The sequence below is a fragment of the Rhizobium sp. SJZ105 genome, assembly GCF_007828365.1.
Classification (GTDB): domain Bacteria; phylum Pseudomonadota; class Alphaproteobacteria; order Rhizobiales; family Rhizobiaceae; genus Agrobacterium; species Agrobacterium tumefaciens.
The window spans coordinates 17869-41016 of sequence record NZ_VIUP01000006.1 but is presented as its reverse complement, the minus strand read 5'-3'; the positions used below and the strand labels follow the sequence as shown (position 1 = coordinate 41016).

General features: G+C 58.7%; 20 protein-coding genes. 11 read left to right on the top strand and 9 right to left on the bottom strand.

The window, feature by feature from the left end; all coding sequences use genetic code 11:
• The first annotated feature begins 10 nt into the window (after positions 1–10).
• Positions 11–1057, top strand: a complete 1047-nt coding sequence (locus FB593_RS18240; protein ID WP_004432010.1) for a glutathione synthase — start codon at positions 11–13, stop codon at positions 1055–1057.
• A 1-nt stretch (position 1058) separates the two neighbouring features.
• On the opposite strand, the gene FB593_RS18235 is transcribed toward FB593_RS18240, so the two are convergent.
• Both FB593_RS18235 and FB593_RS18230 read right to left on the bottom strand, forming a co-directional pair.
• Positions 1059–2081: an NAD-dependent epimerase gene (locus FB593_RS18235; RefSeq protein ID WP_145166834.1), complete on the bottom strand. Its 1023-nt coding sequence runs from the start codon at positions 2079–2081 to the stop codon at positions 1059–1061.
• A gap of 86 nt (positions 2082–2167) precedes the next feature.
• Complete coding sequence (locus tag FB593_RS18230) at positions 2168–3499, bottom strand: UDP-glucose dehydrogenase family protein (protein WP_035252640.1); 1332 nt, start codon at positions 3497–3499, stop codon at positions 2168–2170.
• 376 nt (positions 3500–3875) lie between these two features.
• Here FB593_RS18230 and FB593_RS18225 point away from each other — a divergent pair, with 376 nt between their 5' ends.
• On the top strand, positions 3876–4763 hold the full coding sequence (locus FB593_RS18225; protein ID WP_004432025.1) for a DMT family transporter: 888 nt from the start codon (positions 3876–3878) through the stop codon (positions 4761–4763).
• A 105-nt stretch (positions 4764–4868) separates the two neighbouring features.
• Positions 4869–5849, top strand: coding sequence for a glutathione S-transferase family protein (locus FB593_RS18220; protein ID WP_111802422.1), 981 nt, complete (start codon positions 4869–4871; stop codon positions 5847–5849).
• 4 nt (positions 5850–5853) lie between these two features.
• On the opposite strand, the gene FB593_RS18215 is transcribed toward FB593_RS18220, so the two are convergent.
• The gene (locus tag FB593_RS18215; RefSeq protein ID WP_004432029.1) at positions 5854–6756 is read right to left on the bottom strand and encodes a LysR family transcriptional regulator; all 903 of its coding nucleotides are present in this window, start codon (positions 6754–6756) and stop codon (positions 5854–5856) included.
• Between the two features lie 215 nt (positions 6757–6971).
• On the opposite strand from FB593_RS18215, the gene FB593_RS18210 reads away from it, so the two are divergent.
• From FB593_RS18210 to FB593_RS18195, 4 genes are all read left to right on the top strand, one after another.
• A complete protein-coding gene (locus FB593_RS18210; RefSeq protein ID WP_013762124.1) occupies positions 6972–8501 on the top strand; it encodes an aldehyde dehydrogenase family protein in 1530 nt (509 codons plus the stop codon).
• Between the two features lie 258 nt (positions 8502–8759).
• On the top strand, positions 8760–9713 hold the full coding sequence (locus FB593_RS18205) for an aliphatic sulfonate ABC transporter substrate-binding protein (RefSeq protein WP_004432036.1): 954 nt from the start codon (positions 8760–8762) through the stop codon (positions 9711–9713).
• Between the two features lie 23 nt (positions 9714–9736).
• Positions 9737–10516 (top strand): ABC transporter permease subunit, encoded by a 780-nt coding sequence (locus FB593_RS18200; RefSeq protein ID WP_004432039.1) that lies wholly within the window; start codon positions 9737–9739, stop codon positions 10514–10516.
• Positions 10517–10524: 8 nt separating this feature from the next.
• Positions 10525–11352 carry an ABC transporter ATP-binding protein gene (locus FB593_RS18195; RefSeq protein WP_111802421.1) on the top strand — a complete coding sequence of 276 codons (828 nt, stop codon included), beginning with the start codon at positions 10525–10527 and terminating at the stop codon, positions 11350–11352.
• Positions 11353–11395: 43 nt separating this feature from the next.
• Here the strand turns inward: FB593_RS18195 and putA are convergent, their stop codons facing one another.
• Positions 11396–15082, bottom strand: coding sequence for a trifunctional transcriptional regulator/proline dehydrogenase/L-glutamate gamma-semialdehyde dehydrogenase (putA, locus tag FB593_RS18190; RefSeq protein ID WP_004432057.1), 3687 nt, complete (start codon positions 15080–15082; stop codon positions 11396–11398).
• Between the two features lie 175 nt (positions 15083–15257).
• Between putA and FB593_RS18180 the strand changes: the two genes are divergently transcribed.
• Positions 15258–15728, top strand: coding sequence for an Lrp/AsnC ligand binding domain-containing protein (locus FB593_RS18180; RefSeq protein ID WP_004432060.1), 471 nt, complete (start codon positions 15258–15260; stop codon positions 15726–15728).
• Positions 15729–15794: 66 nt separating this feature from the next.
• Here the strand turns inward: FB593_RS18180 and FB593_RS18175 are convergent, their stop codons facing one another.
• Positions 15795–16361: an RNA polymerase sigma factor gene (locus FB593_RS18175; RefSeq protein WP_004432061.1), complete on the bottom strand. Its 567-nt coding sequence runs from the start codon at positions 16359–16361 to the stop codon at positions 15795–15797.
• The gene (locus FB593_RS18170) at positions 16361–16567 is read right to left on the bottom strand and encodes a NepR family anti-sigma factor (protein ID WP_004432062.1); all 207 of its coding nucleotides are present in this window, start codon (positions 16565–16567) and stop codon (positions 16361–16363) included. Before FB593_RS18170 ends, FB593_RS18175 begins: the two co-directional genes overlap by 1 nt.
• Before the next feature lie 137 nt (positions 16568–16704).
• Here FB593_RS18170 and FB593_RS18165 point away from each other — a divergent pair, with 137 nt between their 5' ends.
• Positions 16705–17499 (top strand): response regulator, encoded by a 795-nt coding sequence (locus tag FB593_RS18165; RefSeq protein WP_004432063.1) that lies wholly within the window; start codon positions 16705–16707, stop codon positions 17497–17499.
• Positions 17500–17594: 95 nt separating this feature from the next.
• Complete coding sequence (locus FB593_RS18160) at positions 17595–18584, top strand: sensor histidine kinase (protein ID WP_035252645.1); 990 nt, start codon at positions 17595–17597, stop codon at positions 18582–18584.
• Between the two features lie 299 nt (positions 18585–18883).
• Here FB593_RS18160 and FB593_RS18155 read toward each other — a convergent pair whose 3' ends face one another.
• Positions 18884–20608, bottom strand: coding sequence for a sensor histidine kinase (locus FB593_RS18155; RefSeq protein ID WP_004432069.1), 1725 nt, complete (start codon positions 20606–20608; stop codon positions 18884–18886).
• Positions 20609–20846: 238 nt separating this feature from the next.
• Between FB593_RS18155 and FB593_RS18150 the strand changes: the two genes are divergently transcribed.
• Complete coding sequence (locus tag FB593_RS18150; protein ID WP_004432071.1) at positions 20847–21422, top strand: PRC-barrel domain-containing protein; 576 nt, start codon at positions 20847–20849, stop codon at positions 21420–21422.
• A gap of 100 nt (positions 21423–21522) precedes the next feature.
• On the opposite strand, the gene galE is transcribed toward FB593_RS18150, so the two are convergent.
• Both galE and FB593_RS18140 read right to left on the bottom strand, forming a co-directional pair.
• Positions 21523–22506 carry a UDP-glucose 4-epimerase GalE gene (gene galE / locus FB593_RS18145; protein ID WP_004432073.1) on the bottom strand — a complete coding sequence of 328 codons (984 nt, stop codon included), beginning with the start codon at positions 22504–22506 and terminating at the stop codon, positions 21523–21525.
• Positions 22507–22704: 198 nt separating this feature from the next.
• Positions 22705–23142, bottom strand: coding sequence for a hypothetical protein (locus FB593_RS18140; RefSeq protein ID WP_004432075.1), 438 nt, complete (start codon positions 23140–23142; stop codon positions 22705–22707).
• Positions 23143–23148: the final 6 nt, after the last annotated feature.

Below are 23148 nucleotides of genomic sequence, written 5' to 3'. Positions count from 1 at the left end.
GGAGGGGCTTATGCGTATCGCATTTTTCGTCAATTCCATCGAAACTGAGGGGCCTACTTTCGCAACCGGCCTGCTGGCCATGGCGGCGCTCAATCGCGGTCACGAGGTGGTGTATCTGACGCCTGGCGATTTTACCTTGCGCTCGGATGATAGCCTGACCGTACACGCCACCGTTCTACCGAAGGCCAAATACAAGAAAGCCGATGCTTTTCACGCGGCACTTCAGGACAAAGCACTGGAACGGCGTACCATGGATGTAGAGGAAATCGACGCGCTGATGCTGCGCAACGATCCCTCGCTGGATCAGACGACGCGGCCATGGGCGGTGCATGCCGGCATTCTGTTCGGGCGGCTGGCAGAACAGCGCGGCGTTGTGGTTTTGAACGACCCGGAAGGATTGGCGCTGGCGCAGAACAAGCTCTATTTCCAGAGCTTTCCGGAAATCGTACGCCCGACCACGATCATCTCGCGCAATGTCGATGAAATACGCGCATTTGCGGATACCCACCCTAAGGGTGTCATCGTCAAGCCGCTGCAGGGTTCAGGCGGCAAGAACGTCTTCAAGATCGGCTCCAGCAAGGAGGCCAATCTCAACCAGATTTTCGAGGCGGTCAGTCTCGAAGGTTACTTGATTGCACAGGCCTATCTGCCGGCCGCCAAGGATGGCGATATTCGGTTCTTCATGATGAATGGCAAGCCTCTGATGCGCGACGGACAATATGCGGCTTTGCGCCGCGTTCCGGCAAAAGGCGATCTGCGCTCCAACATTCACGCCAAGGGCACTGCCGAGGCCGTGAAGGTGACGGACGAGATTGTGGCGCTTGCCGAAATGATGCGGCCGAAGCTGGTGGAAGACGGTATGTTCCTGGTCGGGCTTGATATTGTCGGCGACAAGATACTGGAGGTAAACGTGTTTTCGCCCGGCGGTCTCTCCAACATTCGCGACCTCACCGATGTCGATTTCAGCGATACGATCATCGAAGCCGTGGAAACCAAGATCGCCATGCAGAGCGCCTCCGGCGGTATGCTTTCAAATCGTCTTCTAGCGACGCTTTGATTTATTCGCGCAGCTCTGTCGACTGCATGTCACGATACCAGGCGACGAGGGCCTTGATGCCCTCCTCGACCGGGGTTTGCGGCACATAGCCCGTCAAGGCCCTCAGAAGATCGGGTGAAGCGAAGGTGCGGGGGACGTCGCCCTGCTGCATCGGCAACATGTTGCGGATTGCCGGCCTGCAGACCGTCTTTTCGACCGTTTCGACAAAGTGCATCAGCTCTACCGGCTGGCCGCCGCCAATATTGACGATGCGGAAGGGTGCGTGGTGCGACAGCGTGTCGGTGACGCCTTCCTCAGTTACCCGGTTTTCCTCGGACGGAATGACCTGGCTCAGCCGGACGATACCTTCAACGAGGTCATCGATATAGGTGAAGTCGCGGCTCATATTGCCTTGGCCGTAAATATCGATCGGCTCGCCGTTCGAGATGGCGTCGACGAATTTGATTGGCGCCATGTCCGGCCGTCCCCACGGTCCGTAAACCGTGAAGAAACGGAAGGCTGTGGTGGGCAATTTGTGAAGATGGGCGTAGCTGTGCGCCATCAATTCCATCGATTTTTTGGTGGCCGCATAAAGCGTCATCGGCTCGTCGGCCTTGTCGCTTTCCGCAAAGGGAATTTTTTCATTGGCGCCGTAGATGGAGGAAGTTGAAGCCAGCATCAGGTGTTTGACACGCAGGTTCTTGGCAAGCTCCAGCATGTTCCACGATCCGATGAGATTGGAATCGATATAGGCGCGTGGATTTTCGAGGCTGTAGCGAACACCCGCCTGCGCGGCGAGGTGAATTATGATTTCCGGTTCGGCAGCCTCTGCCGCGCGCTTCAGCGCATCCGTGTCTTCCAGCATGCCGATTTCCGCCCTGAAACCGTTGGAGCGGGAAAGGATCGCATGGCGTTTTTCTTTCAGGCTGACATCGTAATATTTCGTCATGCCGTCGAAACCGGTTACGAAATGGCCGGCATCGAGCAGCCGTTTGGCAACGTAAAAACCGATGAAGCCCGCGGTGCCGGTAACCAGATAACGCATGATGACTATATCCCAAATCCGTTGGTGCGTTTGCGGCCGAACCGAAGCGCAAAAACCGTTTTAATGAAACTTCGAAGGCGAAACCGCTATTGGCCCTTGTCGGAACTGCTGTCGTGTGGGCGGCCAATGCCGGCATAAACGAAGCCGTGCCCGGTGACCTCGTCCGTGCGGTAGATATTGCGTAGATCCACCAGAACGGGGTTTTTCATGATGGCCTTCAGGCGCGGCAGATCGAGTGCGCGGAACTGGTTCCATTCCGTCACGATCACGACGGCATCGGCGCCTTCGGCAGCCTCGTAGGGGCCGCTTGCATAGTCGATATCCTCGATCACATGGCGGGCATTCACCATTCCCTCCGGATCGTAGCCGACCACCTTGGCGCCGCCGTCCTGGAGGGTCTGGATGATGGCAATCGCCGGGCTGTCGCGCATATCGTCGGTATTGGGCTTGAAGGTCAGGCCAAGGACCGCGATCTTCTTGCCGCGCACGTCGCCGCCCACCGCGTTGATGACCTTGCGGCCCATGGCGCGCTTGCGGTTGTCGTTGATGGCAATGGTGGTCTCGATCAGCCGCACAGGGGCGTCATAGTCCTGTGCGGTCTTGGCAAGCGCCAGCGTATCCTTGGGGAAACAGGAGCCGCCATAACCCGGACCGGCATGCAGGAACTTCGCGCCGATGCGGCCATCGAGGCCGATGCCGCGCGAAATATCCTGAACATTGGCGCCGACCTTTTCGCACAGATCCGCCATTTCGTTGATGAAGGTGATCTTCATCGCCAGAAAGGCGTTGGCGGCATATTTGATCAGTTCCGAAGTGCGCCTGGTGGTGAAGAGCAAAGGCGACTGGTTGAGATAGAGCGGACGGTAAACCTCCGTCATCACCGGGCGGGCGCGCTCGTCGGAAAGACCGACGACGATGCGGTCCGGTCGCTTGAAATCCTCGATGGCCGCGCCTTCCCGCAGAAATTCCGGGTTGGAAACCACGGCAAAATCGGCCGAAGGGTTTTCTTCGCGGATGATGCGTTCCACCTCGTCCCCCGTGCCGACGGGAACGGTGGACTTGGTGACGATGACGGTGAAGCCGTCAAGCGAATGGGCGATTTCTTTCGCCGCCGCATAGACATAACCGAGATCGGCGTGGCCGTCGCCGCGCCGCGAGGGCGTGCCGACCGCGATGAAGACGACGTCGGCATTGGCAACCGCGGAGGAGAGGTCGGTGGTGAAGCTCAATCGGCCCGCCTTGGCGTTGTTGGCAACGATGACCTCCAGACCCGGTTCGAAGATCGGGATATGGCCGCTTTTCAGCGCTTCGATCTTCTCCGGCATCTTGTCCACGCAGATCACGTCATGGCCGAAATCGGCAAAACACGCACCGGAAACAAGGCCGACATAACCGGCACCGATCATCACTATCCGCATTCTTCTTCCTTTCGGTTCGTGAGGCGATGTTCGCGCAGCAAGCTTCAGGCGAAATCACCGGGTGCAATCACACCACATTGTTTAGCCGCCTTCACGCTTGCCGCCAAGCGCCACGATCAACACGGGCTAACCTCTTTCCGTGACGGTGATATGATGGCGTCGACGGGACAAATTTGCCGCACCTTGCGGCCATCTGCATCGATGCGGTCGGATCGGGTGTTTTTGCGGCTTTTGCGGCTTGCACTCATAGGTAGCCGGGTCTAGCCATAGGGTGAGGATCAAATCTGCCAGACTGTCTGTCCCTTAAGGGGCGTCCGGGTTGCTTTAAGCGGCCGGGGTGCGCTTTGCGTTGCGGTCGCTGTTCGGGGAAGTTCAAATGCAAAAGGGTTTTCTGCTCGGTCTGTTCGCTTATGCGACCTTTTCCCTGGGCGATGCCACGATCAAGTCGCTTGGATCACAGATCAGCGTTTTCGAGATCGGCTTTTTCAGCATCCTGTTTTCCGGCATCTTCATCTTCTTCAGCAAGCCGCGTGAGGAAAGGTGGCGTGAATTCTGGCGCATGAGCCGTCCGTTTGCGGTGCACGGGCGGGCGATTTCCGGCCTGTTCGCCGGTATTCTCGGTATCTATGCCTTCACCACCATTCCGCTGGCCGAAGCCTATGCGCTGATCTTTCTCTCACCGTTGTTTGTGACAGTGCTGTCGGCTGTCGTATTGAAGGAAGATATAGGGCCATGGCGCTGGGCGGCCGTTCTGGCCGGCATCGTCGGTGTTCTGCTCGTCGTGCGGCCCGGCTTCAAGGCGCTGGAACTCGGGCACGTCGCAGCCATCGGTGTCGCATTCCTGGCGGCGATGACCATCGTGCTGCTCCGCTCGCTTGCGGGCAAGGAGAAGCGCACCTCGATAATGGGCGTGCTTTTGGTCTACGGCCTCACCTTCAACGGCATTGCCTCGATTCCCGAGTTCGTCATGCCCAATCTGCACCAGTTCGCCGCCTTTGCCTTCATCGGCCTCTGCACGGCGACGGGACAGATAACGCTGCTCGTCGCAACACGTATCGCGCCGGCCAGCCAGATTGCACCCTCGCATTATTCTCAGATCCTCTGGGCCGTGGCGATCGGCATGACTTTCTTCCACGAATATCCGGATGCGATCGCGGTGCTTGGGCTGGGTGTCATCGCCGCATCGGGACTTCTGACGATGATCCGCGAAAGGGTCAGGCTCGGCACAGTTCGCTGGAATCCGTTTTTCCGCAATCGGCTTTGAAGTCATCCATCGATCGGAAACAGTGCGTCAACCGAAGCGCGGCTTGTGGGGTGGGTGCAGACGGCCCCATAAGCTTTTCATCGATAGATGAATGGAGAGCCCAAAATGCTCGTGGATGGAAAGTGGACCGCCGAATGGCACCCGGTGCAGGCGACCGACAAGAAGGGTGGTTTCGTTCGCCAGACATCCGGCTTCCGCAACTGGGTAACGTCTGATGGTTCAGCAGGCCCGACGGGAGAGGGCGGTTTCAAGGCCGAGGCTGGGCGCTATCATCTCTATGTCGCGCTGATTTGTCCATGGGCCTCACGCACGCTGATCGGCCGCAAGCTCAAGAAGCTCGAGGATGTCATTTCGGTCTCAATTGTGGAGCCGGCGCTCTCCGACGAGGGTTGGAAATTCGGCGATTATCCAGGTTCGGATCGCGACGGGCTGAACGGCTTCGCTTATATGCACGAAGCCTATACCAGCGCCGATCCGCATTATACCGGCCGTGCCACCGTTCCGGTTCTTTGGGACAAGAAGACGAAAACCATCGTCAACAACGAATCCGCCGACATTCTCCGCATGCTGAATTCCGGTTTCGGCGATCTGGCCGATAACGGCATCGATCTTTATCCGGAAGATCTGCGGGACGCGATTGATGCGCTCAACGACCATATCTATCCCCGCCTCAGCAACGGTGTCTACAGAACCGGTTTTGCCACCACCCAGCTTGCCTATGAGGAAGCCTTTGCCGACGTCTTCGCGACACTTCAGGAACTTGAAACTCGCCTGGCATCAGGCGGTCCCTTCCTCTTCGGCGATCGCCTGACGGAAACGGATGTCAGGCTTTTCGTGACGCTGGTGCGTTTCGATGCCGCCTATTACGGCCTCTTCAAGTGCAACCTTCGCCGCATTGCCGACTATCGGGCCCTGCAGGCCTATATGATGCGGGTGCTAAACATTCCGGGCGTGCGTGACACGGTCAATATCGACCACATCAAGCGCGGTTATTATTCGATCAAGGCGCTCAATCCGACCCGGATCGTGCCGGTCGGCCCCGATCTGCCGGGGCTTGACGAGGTTTCCATCGGCGGCACTGTGTGAATATCTAGGCCGGCTTGCCGACCTGATCGAGAAGCCATGCCTGGAAGGCGCGGGCAAGGACATTGTCCTGCCGCCCTTCCGGCAGGGCAACATAATAGCTCTTGTCGGTTTGCAGTGGAATGTCGAAGACGATTTCGAGACGGCCGGAGACGAGTTCCGCCTCGATCAGATATTTCGGCAGAAGGGCAAAGCCAATGCCGCTTATGGCTGCTTCAATGATCATCGAAAACTGGTCGAAACGGCTGCCTCTATAGGCATTCTCCGCCGTTACCCCATTCATCTCCAGCCACTCAGTCCATAGTTTCGGCCGTGTGGTCACGTGCAGCAACGGTTGTCGGTTAAAATCCTCCGGCTCTCTCATTCCCGCGCGCTGAAGCAGAGCGGGGCTGGCGACCGGCACGATCACTTCGTTGCATAAAAAGGTGCAGGTGCCGTGCGCCCAGACCGGCTGGCCGTAATGGATGGCGAGGTCGAAACCTTCCTCATCGAAATCGAAAGGGTGCGAGCGCGAGCCGATGGTGATGGTCATTTCCGGGTTGGCGTCGATGAAGCGGTGCAGACGCGGCATCAGCCAGCGGCTGCCGAAGGTTGGCAGGGTGGCGACGGAAAGTGATGCATGAGATGTTCCGGCCGAGACCGCGCGCACCATCAGCTGTTCGGATTGCTGCAACAGGCGCCGCACGTCTGGCAGGAATTTGCGACCCGCTTCCGACAGGACGACGCGCCGGCGGATGCGTTCGAAAAGCTGCATTCCGGTCTGCGCCTCGAGTTCGCCGATCTGCCGGCTGACCGCACTTTGCGTGAGGTTGAGTTCTTCCGCCGCACGGGTAAAATTCCCATGCCTTGCGGCACACTCGAATGCTTGCAGGGTTACGATATCAGGGACCAGTCTTCTGCGCGGATCCATACCATTCTCGCATCAACTTACCCGCTTTCCTCATTGGAAAAGGGTCATTATGGCCATATATGATTACGGGAAAGAATGGAATGGTGTTTTGCCGGCTTCGACGGAGGCGCCGTTTCACAAAATGATAAATTCGGGGAAAGAACAGCGACGGGAGTTGAAAGCGCCGTATCAAAAACGGCCTTTCCTCCCCTTTGAGCCAAAAAGGATAATTTGACATGGATGCGACCACGAAGCTTGACGTGAAACAGGAAGCCGCGGCCCTGCTCGACAGAATGGGCGTCGCCCGCGATCTTTATACCGGCGGCGATATGGCGTCGTTCAGCCCGGTAACGGGTGAACAGATCGCAAGCCTCAAGACCATTTCGGTCGAGGGTGTCGCAGCCGTGGTCGACAAGGCCGATGCCGCCTTCAAGATTTGGCGCAACGTGCCTGCTCCGCGCCGTGGCGAACTGATCCGGCTTCTGGGCGAAGAACTGCGCTCCTTCAAGGCAGATCTCGGTCGGCTCGTCTCGCTGGAAGCGGGCAAGGTCCCGTCCGAAGGTCTCGGCGAAGTGCAGGAGATGATCGATATCTGCGATTTCGCGGTCGGCTTGTCCCGCCAGCTTTACGGCCTCACCATCGCCACCGAACGCCCCGGCCACCGTATGATGGAAACCTGGCATCCGCTCGGCGTTGTCGGCGTTATCTCCGCTTTCAATTTTCCGGTCGCGGTCTGGTCGTGGAACGCGGCACTCGCGCTAGTCTGCGGCAATTCGGTGGTCTGGAAGCCATCTGAAAAGACCCCGCTGACGGCACTTGCGGTTCAGGGCATCTTCGAACGTGCCGTAGCCCGTTTTGGCGATGCGCCGGAAGGGCTGTCGCAGCTTCTGATCGGCGACCGCGCCGTTGGTGAAGCATTGGTGGACAACCCCAAGGTTCCCCTGGTTTCTGCAACCGGTTCCACCCGCATGGGCCGCGATGTCGGCCCGCGTCTGGCGAAGCGCTTCGCCCGCGCCATTCTGGAACTGGGCGGCAACAATGCCGGCATCGTCTGCCCGTCTGCCGATCTCGACATGGCGCTGCGCGCCATTGCCTTCGGCGCCATGGGCACGGCCGGCCAGCGCTGCACCACGCTTCGCCGTCTCTTCGTGCATGACAGTGTTTACGACCAGCTCGTGCCGCGTCTGAAAAAGGCCTACGCCTCCGTATCCGTCGGCAATCCGCTCGAAACATCGGCGCTTGTCGGACCGCTGGTGGACAAGGCGGCTTTCGACGGCATGCAGAAGGCGCTCGAAGCGGCCAAGGCGCATGACGGCGTGGTGAATGGCGGCGGGCGAGTGGATACGGGTGCGCCGGATGCCTATTATGTAAAGCCGGCACTTGTCGAAATGCCTGAACAGGCGGGGCCGGTGTTGGAAGAGACCTTCGCGCCGATCCTTTATGTGATGAAGTACAGCGATCTCGATCAGGCGATTGACGCGCATAACGCCGTTGCCGCTGGTCTGTCGTCGTCGATCTTCACCCGCGACATTCAGGAATCGGAACGTTTCCTGTCTTCGGAAGGCTCGGATTGCGGCATCGCCAACGTCAATATCGGAACCTCGGGCGCGGAAATCGGCGGCGCATTCGGTGGTGAAAAGGAAACCGGCGGTGGCCGCGAATCCGGTTCGGATGCATGGAAGGCCTATATGCGCCGCGCCACCAACACCATCAACTACTCCAAGGCGCTGCCTTTGGCGCAGGGCGTTTCCTTCGATATCGAGTAAATCGCTTCGCAAGTTTGCGCGTTCGATAGCGATATTGATCCATCATGCCGGTGCGGCCAGTCCGCACCGGCATTCGTCTGTTAAGCAGGCTTGGTAATGCTTCCTGCGACGATTTGCGGGAAAGAGGCGTCTCTGCGGAATTTTATTCCCGCAATATCGCTCATATTGAATTATCCTCTCTCTATCGTTTTCATCGAAAACCCTAGCATTGCTCCATATCGCAAACCGGCCCCAGGGGGTCGGCGACAAGGAGCTAAGATGCCAGCCATTACCCGTCGTGCCCTCTCCGCCAGTTTTCTTGTTGCCGCTGCGTTATCCGTGCTGCCCTTGCAGGCGCAGGCGGCGGAAGAGCTGAAGATCGGTTATCAGAAAACCGGCCTGCCGGTGATCGCGAGGCAACAGGGCGTTATCGAAAAGGCGCTTGAGGCCAAGGGCGTCAAGGTTTCGTGGGTCGAATTCACCGCAGGCCCGCCGCTGGTGGAGGCCTTGAATGTTGGCTCCATCAATGTCGGCTGGACGGGCGATGCGCCGCCAATCTTCGGTCAGGCGGCCGGTTCGGCCATCGTTTACGTTGCGGCTCTTCCCTCAAACGGTAAGGGTGAGGCGATCTTCACCAAGCCCGAGAGCGGTATAAAGTCGGTTGCCGATCTGAAGGGCAAGAAGGTCGGCGTCGGCAAGGGCACAAGCGCCCACAATCTGCTGGTGGCGGCAATTGAGAAGAACGGCCTGAAATTTAGCGATATCGACGTGGTCTATCTCAGCCCGGCTGACGCGGCGGCAGCCTTTGCCAGCGACAAGATCGACGCCTGGGCCGTCTGGGATCCGTTCTATGCAATTGCCGAGACGCGCTATAAGCCCGTCACTCTGGCCCGCACCAGCGAGGTTCTCAATGTGAGTACCTATTTCCTCGCCAACCGCGACTATGCCAAATCCCATGCCGACACCATCAATATAACGCTTGATGCCCTGGGCGAGGCGGCCAAATGGTCCGCCGCCAACCGCGACAAGGTTGCGGCAGCCCTGCATGAGGTGACAGGTGTACCGCTGGAAGCGCAGACGCTGGCTGCGAACCGTTCGGAATTCGGTATTTCGAAAATCGATGACAAGATCATTGCCAGCCAGCAGGAAACTGCCGACCGCTTTTATCGCCTGGGCCTGATCCCTAAGCAGATCAGCATCAAGGATGCCGTCTGGTCAGGCGCCACCAACTGATCCCGGATACGGAGGGCTTCGCGATGAGCATCAGAAGGCGTATCGAGGCTGGAAGCATCACGGGCTGGTTGCTTCCTGCCATCATTCTTGCCGGCTGGGAGCTTGCTGCCCGCGTCGGTCTCATTTCGGCAAACGTCCTGCCGGCTCCCTCTGCCGTCGCGGAAGCCTTCTGGCGGCTTTTGCTTTCAGGGGAACTCATCGCCAATATCGGTGTCAGCTCCGCTCGCGCTCTGGCCGGTTTCGCCGTTGGCGGCGCGATTGGTTTCATCTTCGGGCTGGCCAACGGACTGTCGCGGTTTTCCCGCAGCTTTACCGACACGACGCTGCAGATGATCCGCAACATCCCGCATCTGGCGCTCATTCCGCTCGTCATCCTCTGGTTCGGCATCGACGAGGAGGCAAAGCTTTTCCTCGTGGCACTCGGAGTGTTTTTCCCCATCTACATCAACACGCTGCTCGGCATTCAGGGGGTCGATCCGCAACTGGTGGAGATGGGGCGTACCTATGGCATGTCGCCCTTCACCCTGTTCCGGCGAGTGATCCTGCCCGGCGCGCTGCCGTCCATTTTCACCGGCCTGCGTTATGCGCTCGGCATCATGTGGCTGACGCTTATCGTGGCGGAAACAATTTCCTCCTCTTCCGGCCTCGGCTACATGGCCATGCAGGCGCGCGAGTTCCTGCTGATCGATGTCGTCGTGCTGTCGATCCTTATTTACGCGCTTCTTGGCAAGCTGGCGGACAGTTTCGCCCGCTTCCTCGAAAGCATCTTCCTGCAGTGGCATCCAGCCTTCAAGAAAGTCTGAGGTAACCCATGTCGACCAGCAATGTTACGACGTTGAGACGCCCCGATGCCCCATCATCCTCCCCTTCCGGGGCAGAGACCAAGGTTGAACAGCGCGGCAAGCAGAACGACAGCAAGGTCGCTTTCAGCTTCCGCAATGTGACAAAGACCTTTGGCGATAAACCGGTTCTGCGCGGCATCTATCTCGATGTGCGGGAAGGCGAGTTTCTGGCTATTATCGGCAAGAGTGGATGCGGCAAGAGCACGCTTCTGCGTATCTTGGCCGGTCTTGATGCGCCCACAAGCGGCACCGTTTCGAAAGACGCATCGAGCCGCACTCGCATGATGTTTCAGGAGCCGCGCCTTCTGCCATGGGAGCGCATCGCAAACAATGTATCCGTGGGCCTGACCGGCATCGCCAAAGGTGAGGCGGCGAACGAGCAGGCGCTTGCCATTCTCGAAGAGGTTGGGCTAAAGGACCGGGCGGGCGAGTGGCCCTATGTCCTGTCTGGAGGCCAGAAGCAGCGCGTGGCGCTGGCACGCGCGCTGGTGGCGCATCCGCAAATTCTGGCGCTGGATGAACCCCTCGGGGCGCTAGATGCGCTCACCCGCATCGAAATGCAGCTTCTGCTGGAGCGCATCTGGCGCAAGCAGAAATTCACCGCCGTTCTCGTTACGCACGATGTTTCGGAAGCCGTCGCACTTGCAGACCGCATCGTCGTGATTGATGAGGGGCGCATCGCCCTTGATCTCGATGTGAAACTGCCGCGTCCGCGCCGACACGGCACCCCGGAATTCGCGCGGCTTGAAGAGCAGGTTCTGAACCAGCTTTTCGGTCGTGGTGAAATCGGTGGGTGATGTGATGGACCGGCAGGGTCGAGACCCTGCCGGAACCAGATAATCAGCCGATGCTCATCAGGCTGGCATTGCCGCCGGCAGCCGTTGTGTTGACGCTGACGGAGACTTCTTCCACCAGCCAGTCGAGATTGTAGGGCTGGGTTTCACGGTCAAGCGCTTCCGTCGTGGCGGCCTGAACCAGAACCAGAGGACCGGGCAGGGCGGCGATTTTCTTGTTGATCGCAACGACACGTTCCGCATCGCCCTCGATCAGCGCGCCGGCGAACGGTGCGGATTTTTCCCAGCTGTCAGCCCATGTGATGCGCGAGGTGACGGTTGCCGGCAATCCGTAGATCGACTTTTCCAGCCCCGACGCATTATCGATAACGACCGAGTTGCCGGTGGCAAGCGCTGCCGCAAGCTGGCGATAGAGCCCTTGCTCCGTGGCCGGAATAAGCAGCACCTTGCCGCGCGGATGCAGCGCATAGACGTTGCGTTCGCCGACTGGGCCTGCCAGTTCGGTTTCGAAACCGAGGCCGGATAGGGCTGCGGCCTGTCTTGCGGCTTCGGCTGCAACGCTCTGGCCGTTTTCATCCAGCCAGCGGGCGAGATCGACAGCCGCCTGGTCCTGCTGGCTGGCAACGCGGTCGATCTTCGGCGCGGTTTGTGTGACGCGGCCGAGATAGAGCGGACCGCCCGCCTTGGGGCCGGTGCCGGAGAGGCCTCGCCCGCCAAAGGGCTGGACGCCGACCACGGCGCCGATGATGTTGCGGTTCACATAGAGATTACCGGCCGCGACGCGCGACAGGACATGCTGGATGGTATCGTCAAGACGCGTATGCAGGCCGAAGGTCAGGCCATAGCCGGTGGCGTTGATCTCGTCGATCAGCCGGTCGAGATTGTCGCGCTTGAACCGGATGACGTGCAGCACCGGCCCGAAGACCTCTTTCTTAAGATCGGCGAGCGATTTCATCTCGATGATTGTCGGTGGCACGAAGGTGCCCTTGCCGGTTTCGCCGGCAAGCGAAATCTGCTCGATCCGGTGGCCGAGTGCGCGCATGCTGTCAACGTGTTTTTCGATGATGCCTTTAGCTTCAGCGGTGATCACGGGGCCGACATCGACGGAAAGGCTATCGGTGCGCCCGATGCGCAATTCGTGCAGCGCGCCCTTCAGCATCGTCAGGGTGCGGTCGGCCACATCTTCCTGCAGGCAGAGAATGCGAAGCGCCGAGCAACGCTGGCCGGCACTGTCGAAGGCAGAGGCGATGACGTCGGCGACGACCTGCTCGGCAAGCGCTGAGGAATCGACGATCATGGCGTTCTGGCCGCCGGTCTCGGCAATCAGGGGAACGGGCTGGCCGTTTGCGAGAACCCGGCCTGCGAGTTGACCCTGGATGAGCCGCGCCACTTCAGTGGATCCGGTGAACATCACACCCGCCGTGAGCGCTGAGCCGACTAGTGCCGCACCGGTCTTGCCGTCACCTGGCAGAAGCTGCACGGCGTCCTGCGGAACGCCTGCCTCATGCAGCAGGCGTACCCCCTGCGCGGCGATCAACGGGGTTTCTTCGGCGGGCTTTGCCAGTACCGGATTACCGGCAACCAGTGCTGCCGTTACCTGGCCGATGAAGATGGCAAGCGGGAAGTTCCACGGGCTGATGCAGACGACCGGGCCGAGCGGTGTCTCGTTGGCCTTGAAGGTCTTCCGGGCTTCCGCTGCGTAATAACGCAGGAAGTCAATCGCTTCGCGCACCTCGGCAATGGCGTTCGGCATGGATTTTCCGGCCTCGCGCATGATGAGGCCAAGCAGGGCCGGCATTTCGGCCTGCATCCGGTCGGCAGCGCGCTCCAGGCAGGCGGCGCGCTCCTCGACCGGCGTGGAAGACCAGTTGGAGGCTGCGGCCCGTTGCATTGCCGCTTCGACATCGGCCTCTGTCGGTTCGGTTACATAACCGACGACATCATTGTGGTCGCCGGGATTGAGGACCGGGCGTGTCTTTCCGCCTGCATGCGGTGCTGCGGCTTTCCATTCCGTCGTCGCACCTGCCTTAAGGACGTTGTCCAGCGCGGCAAGTGCCGTTTCATTCGAAAGATCGAGGCCGGCGGAATTTGCCCGTTCGGGGCCGAAGAGACCAGCGGGTGCAGCAATGCGGTCGTGCCGTGCGCCGGGAACGGGGTAAGCCTTGACCACGGTGACCGGATCTTCCAGCAGGGAAGCCACCGGCACGGCGGGATCTGCTATGCGGTTGACGAAGGAGGAGTTCGCGCCGTTTTCCAGCAGACGGCGGACGAGATAGGCAAGCAGCGTCTCGTGGGTGCCAACAGGCGCATAAAAGCGGCAGGGACGATCGAGCTTTTTCTTGCCGACGACTTCGCTGTAAAGCGGTTCGCCCATGCCGTGCAGGCACTGGAACTCGTAATCACCGAGTTTGAAGTCCGGACCAGCGAGATGGTAGATGGTAGCCATGGACTGGGCGTTGTGGGTCGCAAATTGCGGGAACACGACGTCACGCGCGGCAAGCAGCTTGCGGGCGCAGGCGATATAGGAGACATCCGTGTGCACTTTGCGGGTGAAGACCGGGAAGTCTTCCAGCCCGTCCACCTGTGCGCGCTTGATCTCCGCATCCCAGTAGGCGCCCTTGACAAGACGCACCATGATGCGGCGACCGGCACGTTGGGCGAGATCGATGATGTAGTCGAGAACAAAGGGGCAGCGGCGGCCATAGGCCTGCACAACGAAGCCTAGGCCGTTCCAACCGGCAAGATCCTTGTCGAGCGCCAGTTCCTCCAGAAGATCGAGCGACAGTTCCAGCCGGTCGGCTTCCTCGGCGTCAATGTTGAGGCCGATATCGTATTTCTTGCTGAGCAGCATCAGGGATTTCACACGCGGCAGAAGCTCCGCCATTACCCGCTCTGCCTGCACACGGGCATAACGCGGATGCAGGGCCGAAAGCTTGATGGAAATTCCGGGGCCACCATAGATGCCACGCCCGGCGGAGGCCTTGCCAATGGCGTGGATCGCGTTTTCGTAGTCCTTGTAATAACGCTCCGCATCCTTGGCGGTGGTCGCCGCTTCGCCGAGCATGTCGTAGGAATATTGGAAACCCTGTTCCTCCAGCGGTTTCGAGCGCTTGATCGCTTCCCCAATCGTTTCGCCGGTCACGAATTGCTCGCCCATCATGCGCATCGCCATATCGACGCCGCGGCGAATGACGGGTTCGCCAGCCCTGGCGATCAGCTTGGTCAGCGCCGCCGAAAGGCCGCTGTCATTGACCGTCGAGGTCAGCTTGCCGGTGATGACAAGACCCCAGGTTGCGGCGTTGACGAACAGCGAGCGCCCGCCGCCGATGTGGGACTTCCAGTCGCCGCGGGCGATCTTGTCGCGGATCAGCGCGTCGCGGGTGGCGGTGTCGGGAATGCGCAGCAGTGCTTCGGCAAGGCACATCAGGGCCACGCCCTCATGGCTGGAGAGCGAATATTCCTGCACCAGCCCCTCGACGCCGGTGCCTTTCGTCTTGGCGCGCAACGCCTCGATCAGCTTGGTTGCCGTGGTGCGAATGGCTGCGGCCTGCTCGGGCGTGACGGTCGCAGCATCGATCAGAGGCGCCAGGCACTCTTCCTCTGGGCGGCGGTAAGCGGCGGTAATTGCTTTGCGCAACGGGCTCTGCTCGCGCACGGGCGGTGCAAAATTCTGGAAAATACCGTTCACCGTCTGCTGCGGGTTTACATCGGCTTTGCTTGCACCATCGGCCATTCTGAAAATCCTGAAAAAGCTGTTGAAGACAGACTGTCAGCGGCAGCGTGTCCTCCGCTCGCCGCTTGTCATTCTGCTGTGTACAATATCATTGCCGTAAAAATTGCTATGGTCCTATTTTGAGGATAGAACAGGCCATATGAACTTTTATTATTCAAAATTGGCGTGAAATCACATGGCTAATAGTCATAAAACAGACGATCTGGACCACTTCGATCTCAAGATTCTCGAGGCCCTCAGCGAAGACGGGCGCATGTCGGTGCTGCAACTGTCGAAAAGGGTCGGCCTCTCCAAGACGCCGTGCCAGACGCGGCTCAAGCGGTTGGTGGATGAAGGTTATATTCTGGGCTTCCGTGCGGTGCTCAATCCGCAGAAACTGGGCGTCGACCATATCGCCTTCGCCGAGGTCAAGCTTTCCGACACACGCGAAAAGGCGCTTGAGGAATTCAACACGGCGGTGCGCAAGATCAAGGAGGTGGAGGAATGCCACATGATCGCCGGCGCCTTCGATTATCTACTGAAGGTGCGCACCAGCGATATCCGCAAATACCGAAGGGTGCTCGGCGAAAAAATCTCCAGCCTTCCATCGGTTTCCAACACTTCGACATTCGTCGTGATGCAGTCGGTCAAGGAGACCGGTATCTGACGACGCGGCGAAGAAAAACGGGCAGGCATGAGCCTACCCGTCTAATGCTTTGCGAATTCTGCCAGCTCAGCGCGCGGTGGCTGCGGCGGTAACGGCGCTCATCTGCGCGTCAGGACCAAACTCGTTTTCGTTTTCGATGCCGAGAAGTTCCTGCAGGCGCAATCGCGCGCGGCTGACACGGCTCTTGATCGTGCCAACCGGGCACCCGCAAATCTCGGCTGCTTCTTCGTAAGCAAAGCCCGAGGCGCCGATCAACAAGATCGCTTCGCGCTGATCGTCGGGCAACTTTGCAAGTGCCGTACGAAAATCCTGAAGATCGACCGAACCATGCTGTTCTGGCGGCACCGACAGGCGCGAGGTGTAAACCCCGTCGGTATCCTGTACTTCGCGGCCGGACTTGCGAATCTGGCTGTAGAATTCGTTACGCAGGATCGTCACCAGCCATGCGCGCATGTTGGTGCCAGGCTGGAAACTCTCCTGTTTCGCCCAGGCCTTCATGATCGTATCCTGCACGAGGTCGTCAGCGCGATCCCTCGAACGGATGAGTGAGATCGCGAATGCGCGCAGGTTTGGCAGTGCCGCCAGCATTTCCCGTTTGAAATTGTATTCTGTCTGCTCCGGCTCTTTCGCCATCATTCCCCCGAAGCCTTGTCTTTGGCTCTGTTTTCGGCTTCATCGAGTTTCTCGAGAAGATCGAGGAATTTGTCAGGGATGCCTTCTTCCTGAACAGCATCGTAGAGTTCCCTGAGCTTGCGGGAAATCACCGCACGTCCAGAGTGCGGGACCTGAGGGTTGGCCGGATTGTCCGGAGAATCTTGGTCCGATTGAAATATGTTCATAACGTCCGGTATTCCTTTTGTGTCGTGGCAAGAATGCGCGATGAAAAAAATAGTTCCGGCGATCCGGAACTTTTTTTATGATGCGCACGTTGCTATCGTGGGTTTGCGTTGCAGACCGCATGAAAGGGGAGAATTCCATGTCAGTTTCTACACGCATCGCACCGCACCTGCCATATCTGCGCAGGTTCGCGCGTGCCGTTTGCGGCTCTCAATCCACTGGCGATGCCTATGTTGCAGCAACACTTGAAGCTCTGATCGCCGATATCAGCATCTTCCCGCCGACAAGCAACGATCGGGTTTCGCTTTATCAATTGTTCGTATCGATTTTTAGTTCCGTCACGATCAATATAAAGGCCGATGAAAACCTGTCAGGTTGGGAAAAGCGCGCTTCCGCCAACCTCTCTGCGGTACCAGCGCTCGCCCGCCAGGCTTTCCTTCTGACCACGGTCGAAGAGTTCACAGCTTCGGAAGCAGCAGAGGTTCTGAGGGTAACTGAAGCCCAGATCGGCCAGCTGATCGATGAGGCGGCCTCTGAAATCGCCCGCCAGGTTGCCACCGATATCATGATTATCGAGGACGAACCTCTCATCGCCATGGATATCGAGCAGATGGTCACCGATCTCGGCCATCGCGTTACGGGTATTGCCCGCACGCATGCGGAGGCGATCGATCTCTTCAACCGCACGCAGCCGAAGATGATCCTTGCCGACATCCAGCTTGCAGACGGCAGCTCCGGGCTCGATGCCATGAAGGAGATCCTTCAGATGACGTCTCTGCCGGTGATCTTCATTACAGCCTTCCCTGAGCGTCTTTTGACGGGTGAGCGGCCCGAGCCGACATTCCTCGTTACGAAGCCGTTCAACCCGGACATGGTGAAAGCGCTTATCAGCCAGGCCCTGTTTTTCAACGAAAGCTCTCGCGTCGCGGCGTGAAATTTGCCGAAACCGTAGACTGTCCGGGAACAACTACGGTACCCGGACGTTCGCGGTTACGGTCGTGAGGTGATCTCACGGCTTTTTGCAGGGAGATGAATTTGCATCGGCTGGCATGGCATAACGCGGAGAGGAACGAGAGCGAGCTACACGATTCGCTCGTCCTCGCTTTGCTCGATTCGGGCGAGACAGTCATGTTACAAGACTGGAACCGGGAGTATATATTCGTGGCCAATCTGCCGGATGTGTGGCGTCTGCCGACCGATAGCCATCCCACGGATGAAAATGTGTTTGGCACCGATCTTTCAGAGCGGCTTGCCGAACTCAAAAAAGATATGAATGTGGTGGGCAGTCGGGGCATGCTGGAAGTTAATGCCGGCAATGACCGGGTTTTCCAGTTCCAGATCCATTCCACCTTCAACCAGGCGAAGCAGGCGGTGATGAAAACCACTATTCGCGAGGTGACGGCGGAACGGCGGCGCGAGCAGCTTTTGCGCTCGCTGCTGCGCGAGGTCAGCCACCGTTCCAAGAACCTCCTGGCGATCATCCAGAGCCTTGCGGGCCAGACGGCCCGTTTCAGCCTCACCAAGGATGATTTTCTGCGCAAGTTTCGGGGCCGGTTACACGCTCTTGCCCAAAGTCAGGATCTCATCACGGATTCCGACTGGAGAGGTGCTCGCATATTCGAGCTTCTTCGCCAGCAATTCGATCTCTATGTGCCGGAATATCCTAATCTCATTCACATGGAAGGTGAAAACCTGCTGCTCAATCCGAATGGCGCGCTTTATATCGGTCTGGCTTTCCATGAGCTGGTCGTCAATACGGTCAGCCATAGCGGCAATCTCGCCTATCATCCGCCAATCTCGCTGCAATGCCGACAGGAAGGCGATTTTTGTATCGTTGAGTGGATCGAGCCGATCATGCCATCGAAAGAGCCGGCGCAGGCGAGGCGCGGCAGTTTCGGCAGCGTCGTGCTGGAAAAGGTCGTTCCATCCGCATTGGGCGGGAGTGCCGAATATCACCTCACGCCGGAGCGGATCGTCTACCGGCTTAAATTTCCTTCCGGGGACGTCACCGACATTTGAAATTTCGAAATAATGGCCCTCGGTTGGAGACCTGCCTCATAGGCAGCACTTCGGCCGTTTTTGCGAGAACGCAAAAAAAAGCACGGCCCATGAAAGAGCCGTGCTTTTTTATTATGACAGGTTTTCAGGGGTGAAACCTGTTTATTGTCAGCCAAGCGTCAGGCGGGGACGGGGGAATTGCTTGGCCTGCAGTAAAAATGCATCCGCCCTAATTCGGTTCCACTAAAACGTATTTTTTTTGTGGAGGGCGAAATTAGCTGCTTTTCGTCTGCTGGTACGGGGATCCAGCACGCCATTTTTCAAAGCGGGCCTGCCTGATCGGGTCGCTTGGGTATAAAATAGCGCATCGGCGCTTCAAGCGACCATTCGAACCCGGTTTCGCGATACTCCGTCACCACCTGTCCGCCGAATGCGCCTTCCGCATGCCTTTTGATGACCGTGGTACCAAAGCCCTTGCGGCTTGGTTCCGTCGCCGGTGGCCCGCCCGTTTCGGTCCAGACGATATAAATCATCTGACGTCCATCTTTTTCGAGCGGCTTCCAGCTCACCGTGATTTTTCCGAGCGCAACCGACAGGGCGCCGTATTTGATGGAGTTCGTCGTCAGCTCATGCACCACGAGCCCGAAATTTTGCGCCGCTTCCGGAGAAAGCATGAAATCGTCCCCAGACAGCTCGAAGCGTTCCGAAACGGTGCCGAAAACGTCGAGGTGGGTCTCGATCAGCTTACGGATCGGCAAGCCTTGCCATTGAACCTCCGCCAATGCCCGGATCGACATTCCGAGACCGCGCAGGCGGTGGTCCACCTCTTTCTGGAATTCCGGGATGCTTTTGTTTTCCCGCCCCAATTGCCGGATCATCGCCTGAACCAGCGTAAGAATATTCTTGGAGCGGTGAACCAGTTCGTGCAGCAGAAGTTGCAGCCGTTCTTCCGACTGGCTTCTGTCGAAGGAAGCATTGGAGAGCGCGACGGCGACCTGGTTGGCTTCCTTGATCTTGGTATCGACGGGCGCCACGATCTCGCCTTCACCGATGCGTTCAGCCATGAGCGTGAGATCGCGAATGGAACTGCGCAACTGCCGGCCGACCAGATAGGCGCCGCCGATGGCGATGAGCACGAGCATCGTGCTGCCGATCATCATTTGCCGCCACGTGTCGACCAATGCTGCCTGACTTGCGGCAAGTGGCCCCCACATCACAGTTCGCCATTGCCAGCCCGGCAATTGGGCATAGGCATAGAGGTTGCCCTTGTCGTCGAAGAAATTGCCGCTGAAGGCCTGCATTTCTGAAAGAATGGCGGGGCTGGCAAATGGCTTGCCCACTTCCACCCCATTCTGCGCACTGGAAACGACAACACGATTGTTACCGTCGATAATGGCGACCGCCCAGTTGCGCGGCAGGTTTTCCGTGGGAATGAGCCGGCTCAGGTCACTTGTATTCTGCGTCAGGATCAGGGCATCTCCGGCGGAACCCAGATTGGGGTCGAGCGGCAAGGTAACGTTGAACACCCATTCCTTGCTCGTCGCGCCGAAAAACATGTCCGAAACGGTGATCCGACGGGATTCGATTGCCTTGGCCAGATTGGCCTCGGCCGGCACCTTGCTGAGAGGCTGGCCAAATGACACCCGGGTATTGAGATACTGTTCGCCTTCCATGGTAGCCAGAATGGCGTACAGGCCCTCCCGTTTCAGGCTTTCGGCAACACGTCCCTGAAAAGCGGCAAGATTGCCATTCTCGAGTTCCGGGAATTGCGACAGCAGATTGAGGGAGGTGGCGATTTCCTGCAGGCGCCGATCGATGTTGCGGCTGACGACCCTGACATCCTCGATCGTCTCCCGTTGCAGGTCGTCGCGCTTTTCGCTTTCAAGGCGCAGCATCAAGTAGCCGCCGAAAAGGATAAGCGGCAGGGTGATGACGGTTGCCATCACCACCAGATAGGTGCCGATGGAGGCCGTCGGAAAAAAATTCGCACTGCGTCGACGTAAAGCCGAGAACGTGTTTTTCAGTTTTTTGCCGGGTTGTGGCATGCAAAAACTCCGGCAGTTACGGCATTGTTACGTCACGGATAATACCGCGCCATCTTCCTTTAGCAATGCCTGATTTTTTCGTTCGGGAGCCGCAAAATGTCGCAATCGCGTCTATGCGACTGAAAAAATCGGAACCATTTCAATGGTCAGCCCGTTTGCAAAGCGAACCGGTCATGGAGTGGAAAGCGAAACTCGTCACCGCCCGGCCAGTCGAAAACGATGAAAGGAAGGTACGAAAATGGCAAAGAAACTTACGATACTCGTCACCGCCGCCCTGATGGGCACGACGGCTTTCGCGCCGCTTGCCATCGCTCAGGGTACAACCCAGCCAGCACCGGCAAATCCGAGTGCTCAGACCGAACCGGCAACGCCTCCCGCCACCCCGATGGCGCCGGCGGCTCCTCTGGCCAATGATAGCGCGGCCGCGACGACGGGCGGTGCTTACATCACCCAGCAGGGCGAAACGCAGATCAGTGCCAATGATTACATCGGCAAGTCGGTTTATACCGCAGCCGACGAGAGCATCGGTAACGTCACCAACCTCATCATGGAAAAAGACGGCGGTCTCGTCGCAGCCGTGATTGGTGTCGGCGGTTTCCTCGGTATAGGTGCCAAGGATGTCGCGGTGCCTATGGACAAGGTAACGATGACCCGCAACACGCAGGACGGCACCATTCGCCTGACGACGACCGAAACGGCGGAAACGCTGAAGGCTGCTCCGGAATTCAAGACGCTGGAACAGCAGGCCAGCGAAAAGAGCGCGGCAACGCCTGCAGCTCCGGACAGCACCACCACGTCCGCCACCAAGCCCTGATCCCCTTACCTGGGAGGCAGGAGCGGGATCGACCTCAACAGGCGTCCCGCGAGAGACACCGGCCATTGGCCGGTGTCTTTTTGTTTTAAATTGCGTTCGCTCAGTCCCCGGCGTTGCGCGAGGAATGCCAAGCCCAGGCGGATTTGATGATATCAGACAGGGAATAACGCGGCTCCCAGCCCAACACCGCCTTTGCCTTGTCGTTATTGGCGACAAGGGTGGTGGAATCGCCATCGCGGCGGTCGGTATATTCCACCGGGAAGGGGCGGCCGGATACGTCCGAAATCGCAGCCAGCAACTCCTTCACAGTCGTGCCGGTGCCGGTGCCAAGGTTGAGTTCAACCGTTTCACCGCCCGCCAGCAGATAGTCCACTGCCCGCACATGGGCGTCGGCAAGATCGAGAATATGGATGTAGTCACGCACGCAGGTGCCGTCGCGGGTGTCATAATCCGTGCCGAACACCTTGAAGCCTTGACGCCGACCGAGTGCCGCCTCGATGGCGAGCGGGATTGCGTGGGTTTCCGGCTTGTGCCATTCGCCGATGCGGCCTTCGAAATCTGCACCTGCGGCGTTGAAATAGCGCAGCATCACCGAGCGCAGCCCCTTATAGGTGCTGTAATCCTTCAGCGCCTGCTCGACTACCCATTTGGTGCGGCCGTAGGGGTTGATCGGCGCCTGACGGTGCGTCTCGTCAATCGGCACCTGTTCCGGCAAACCGTAGGTGGCGCAGGTGGAGGAGAAAACAAATGCCGTGACCCCGGCATCGATGGCGGCAGACAGCAGGTTGAGCGAACCGATGACGTTGTTGTCGTAGAAGGCCACGGGTTGCTTTACCGATTCGCCGACTTCAATCAGCGCCGCAAAGTGGAGTACGGCCTCCGGCTGGTGCTTGGCGAAAACCTCGTCCAGCCGCGCGCGGTCGCGAATATCGCCCTGCTCGAAGGGTCCCCAGCGGACGAATTCCTCATGTCCATTGGACAGATTGTCGAAAACGACCGGTTCATATCCCCGCTCAGACAGGAGAAGGCAGGTATGCGAACCGATATAGCCGGCACCGCCGACGACAAGGACTTTCTTCTTCATCAATCGCCTTTCAGAAAAAAAACGGGACGTGCGGGAGACTGTATTTCACTTTGTTCAAATAAGGGCGGCGTGGCACTGAGCACCATCAACCAGTCTATCCATCGCGGGTAACATAAAAAAAACTGCGCATCCATGGTCCGGATGCGCAGCAGCGAATGAGAGTTTGACGAAGAGCCTTAAACGCGCCTGAAGGCGTGCCTATTTCTTTTTCCTGGTGTTGGCTCTGGTTGCCAGAAAGCCGGCAGCCATGGCAACGGCGAGCGTCGCGTAGGGGCGCGCCTGGATCGCCAGCGTCAGGAGCGATTGCAGCGCCAGAGGTGCTGCGGTCAAGGGAGCCGCCGTCAAGGATGCGACGGGTCGTCTTGCGGCATAGGCTCTCGGACGTTTGACGATCGCAAGCGCCACCAACATGATGACACCAAGCAGAAACGCCGTACCGGCTACGACAAGCGCGGCCGGCCCTGCGCCGACATGCCGGGCCAGATAGATGGACCCCGCCACGACAGCAGCTACGAAGGCGATCAGGAAGAATATCCCGGTCAGCACCCAAAGGATTATCGTGGCGCGCAGGCGCCGTGTCACGACGCGTCCTTCACGCTGGGTGTCTCCCAGATAGACCAGCAATGCCTCAAGCATGATGCA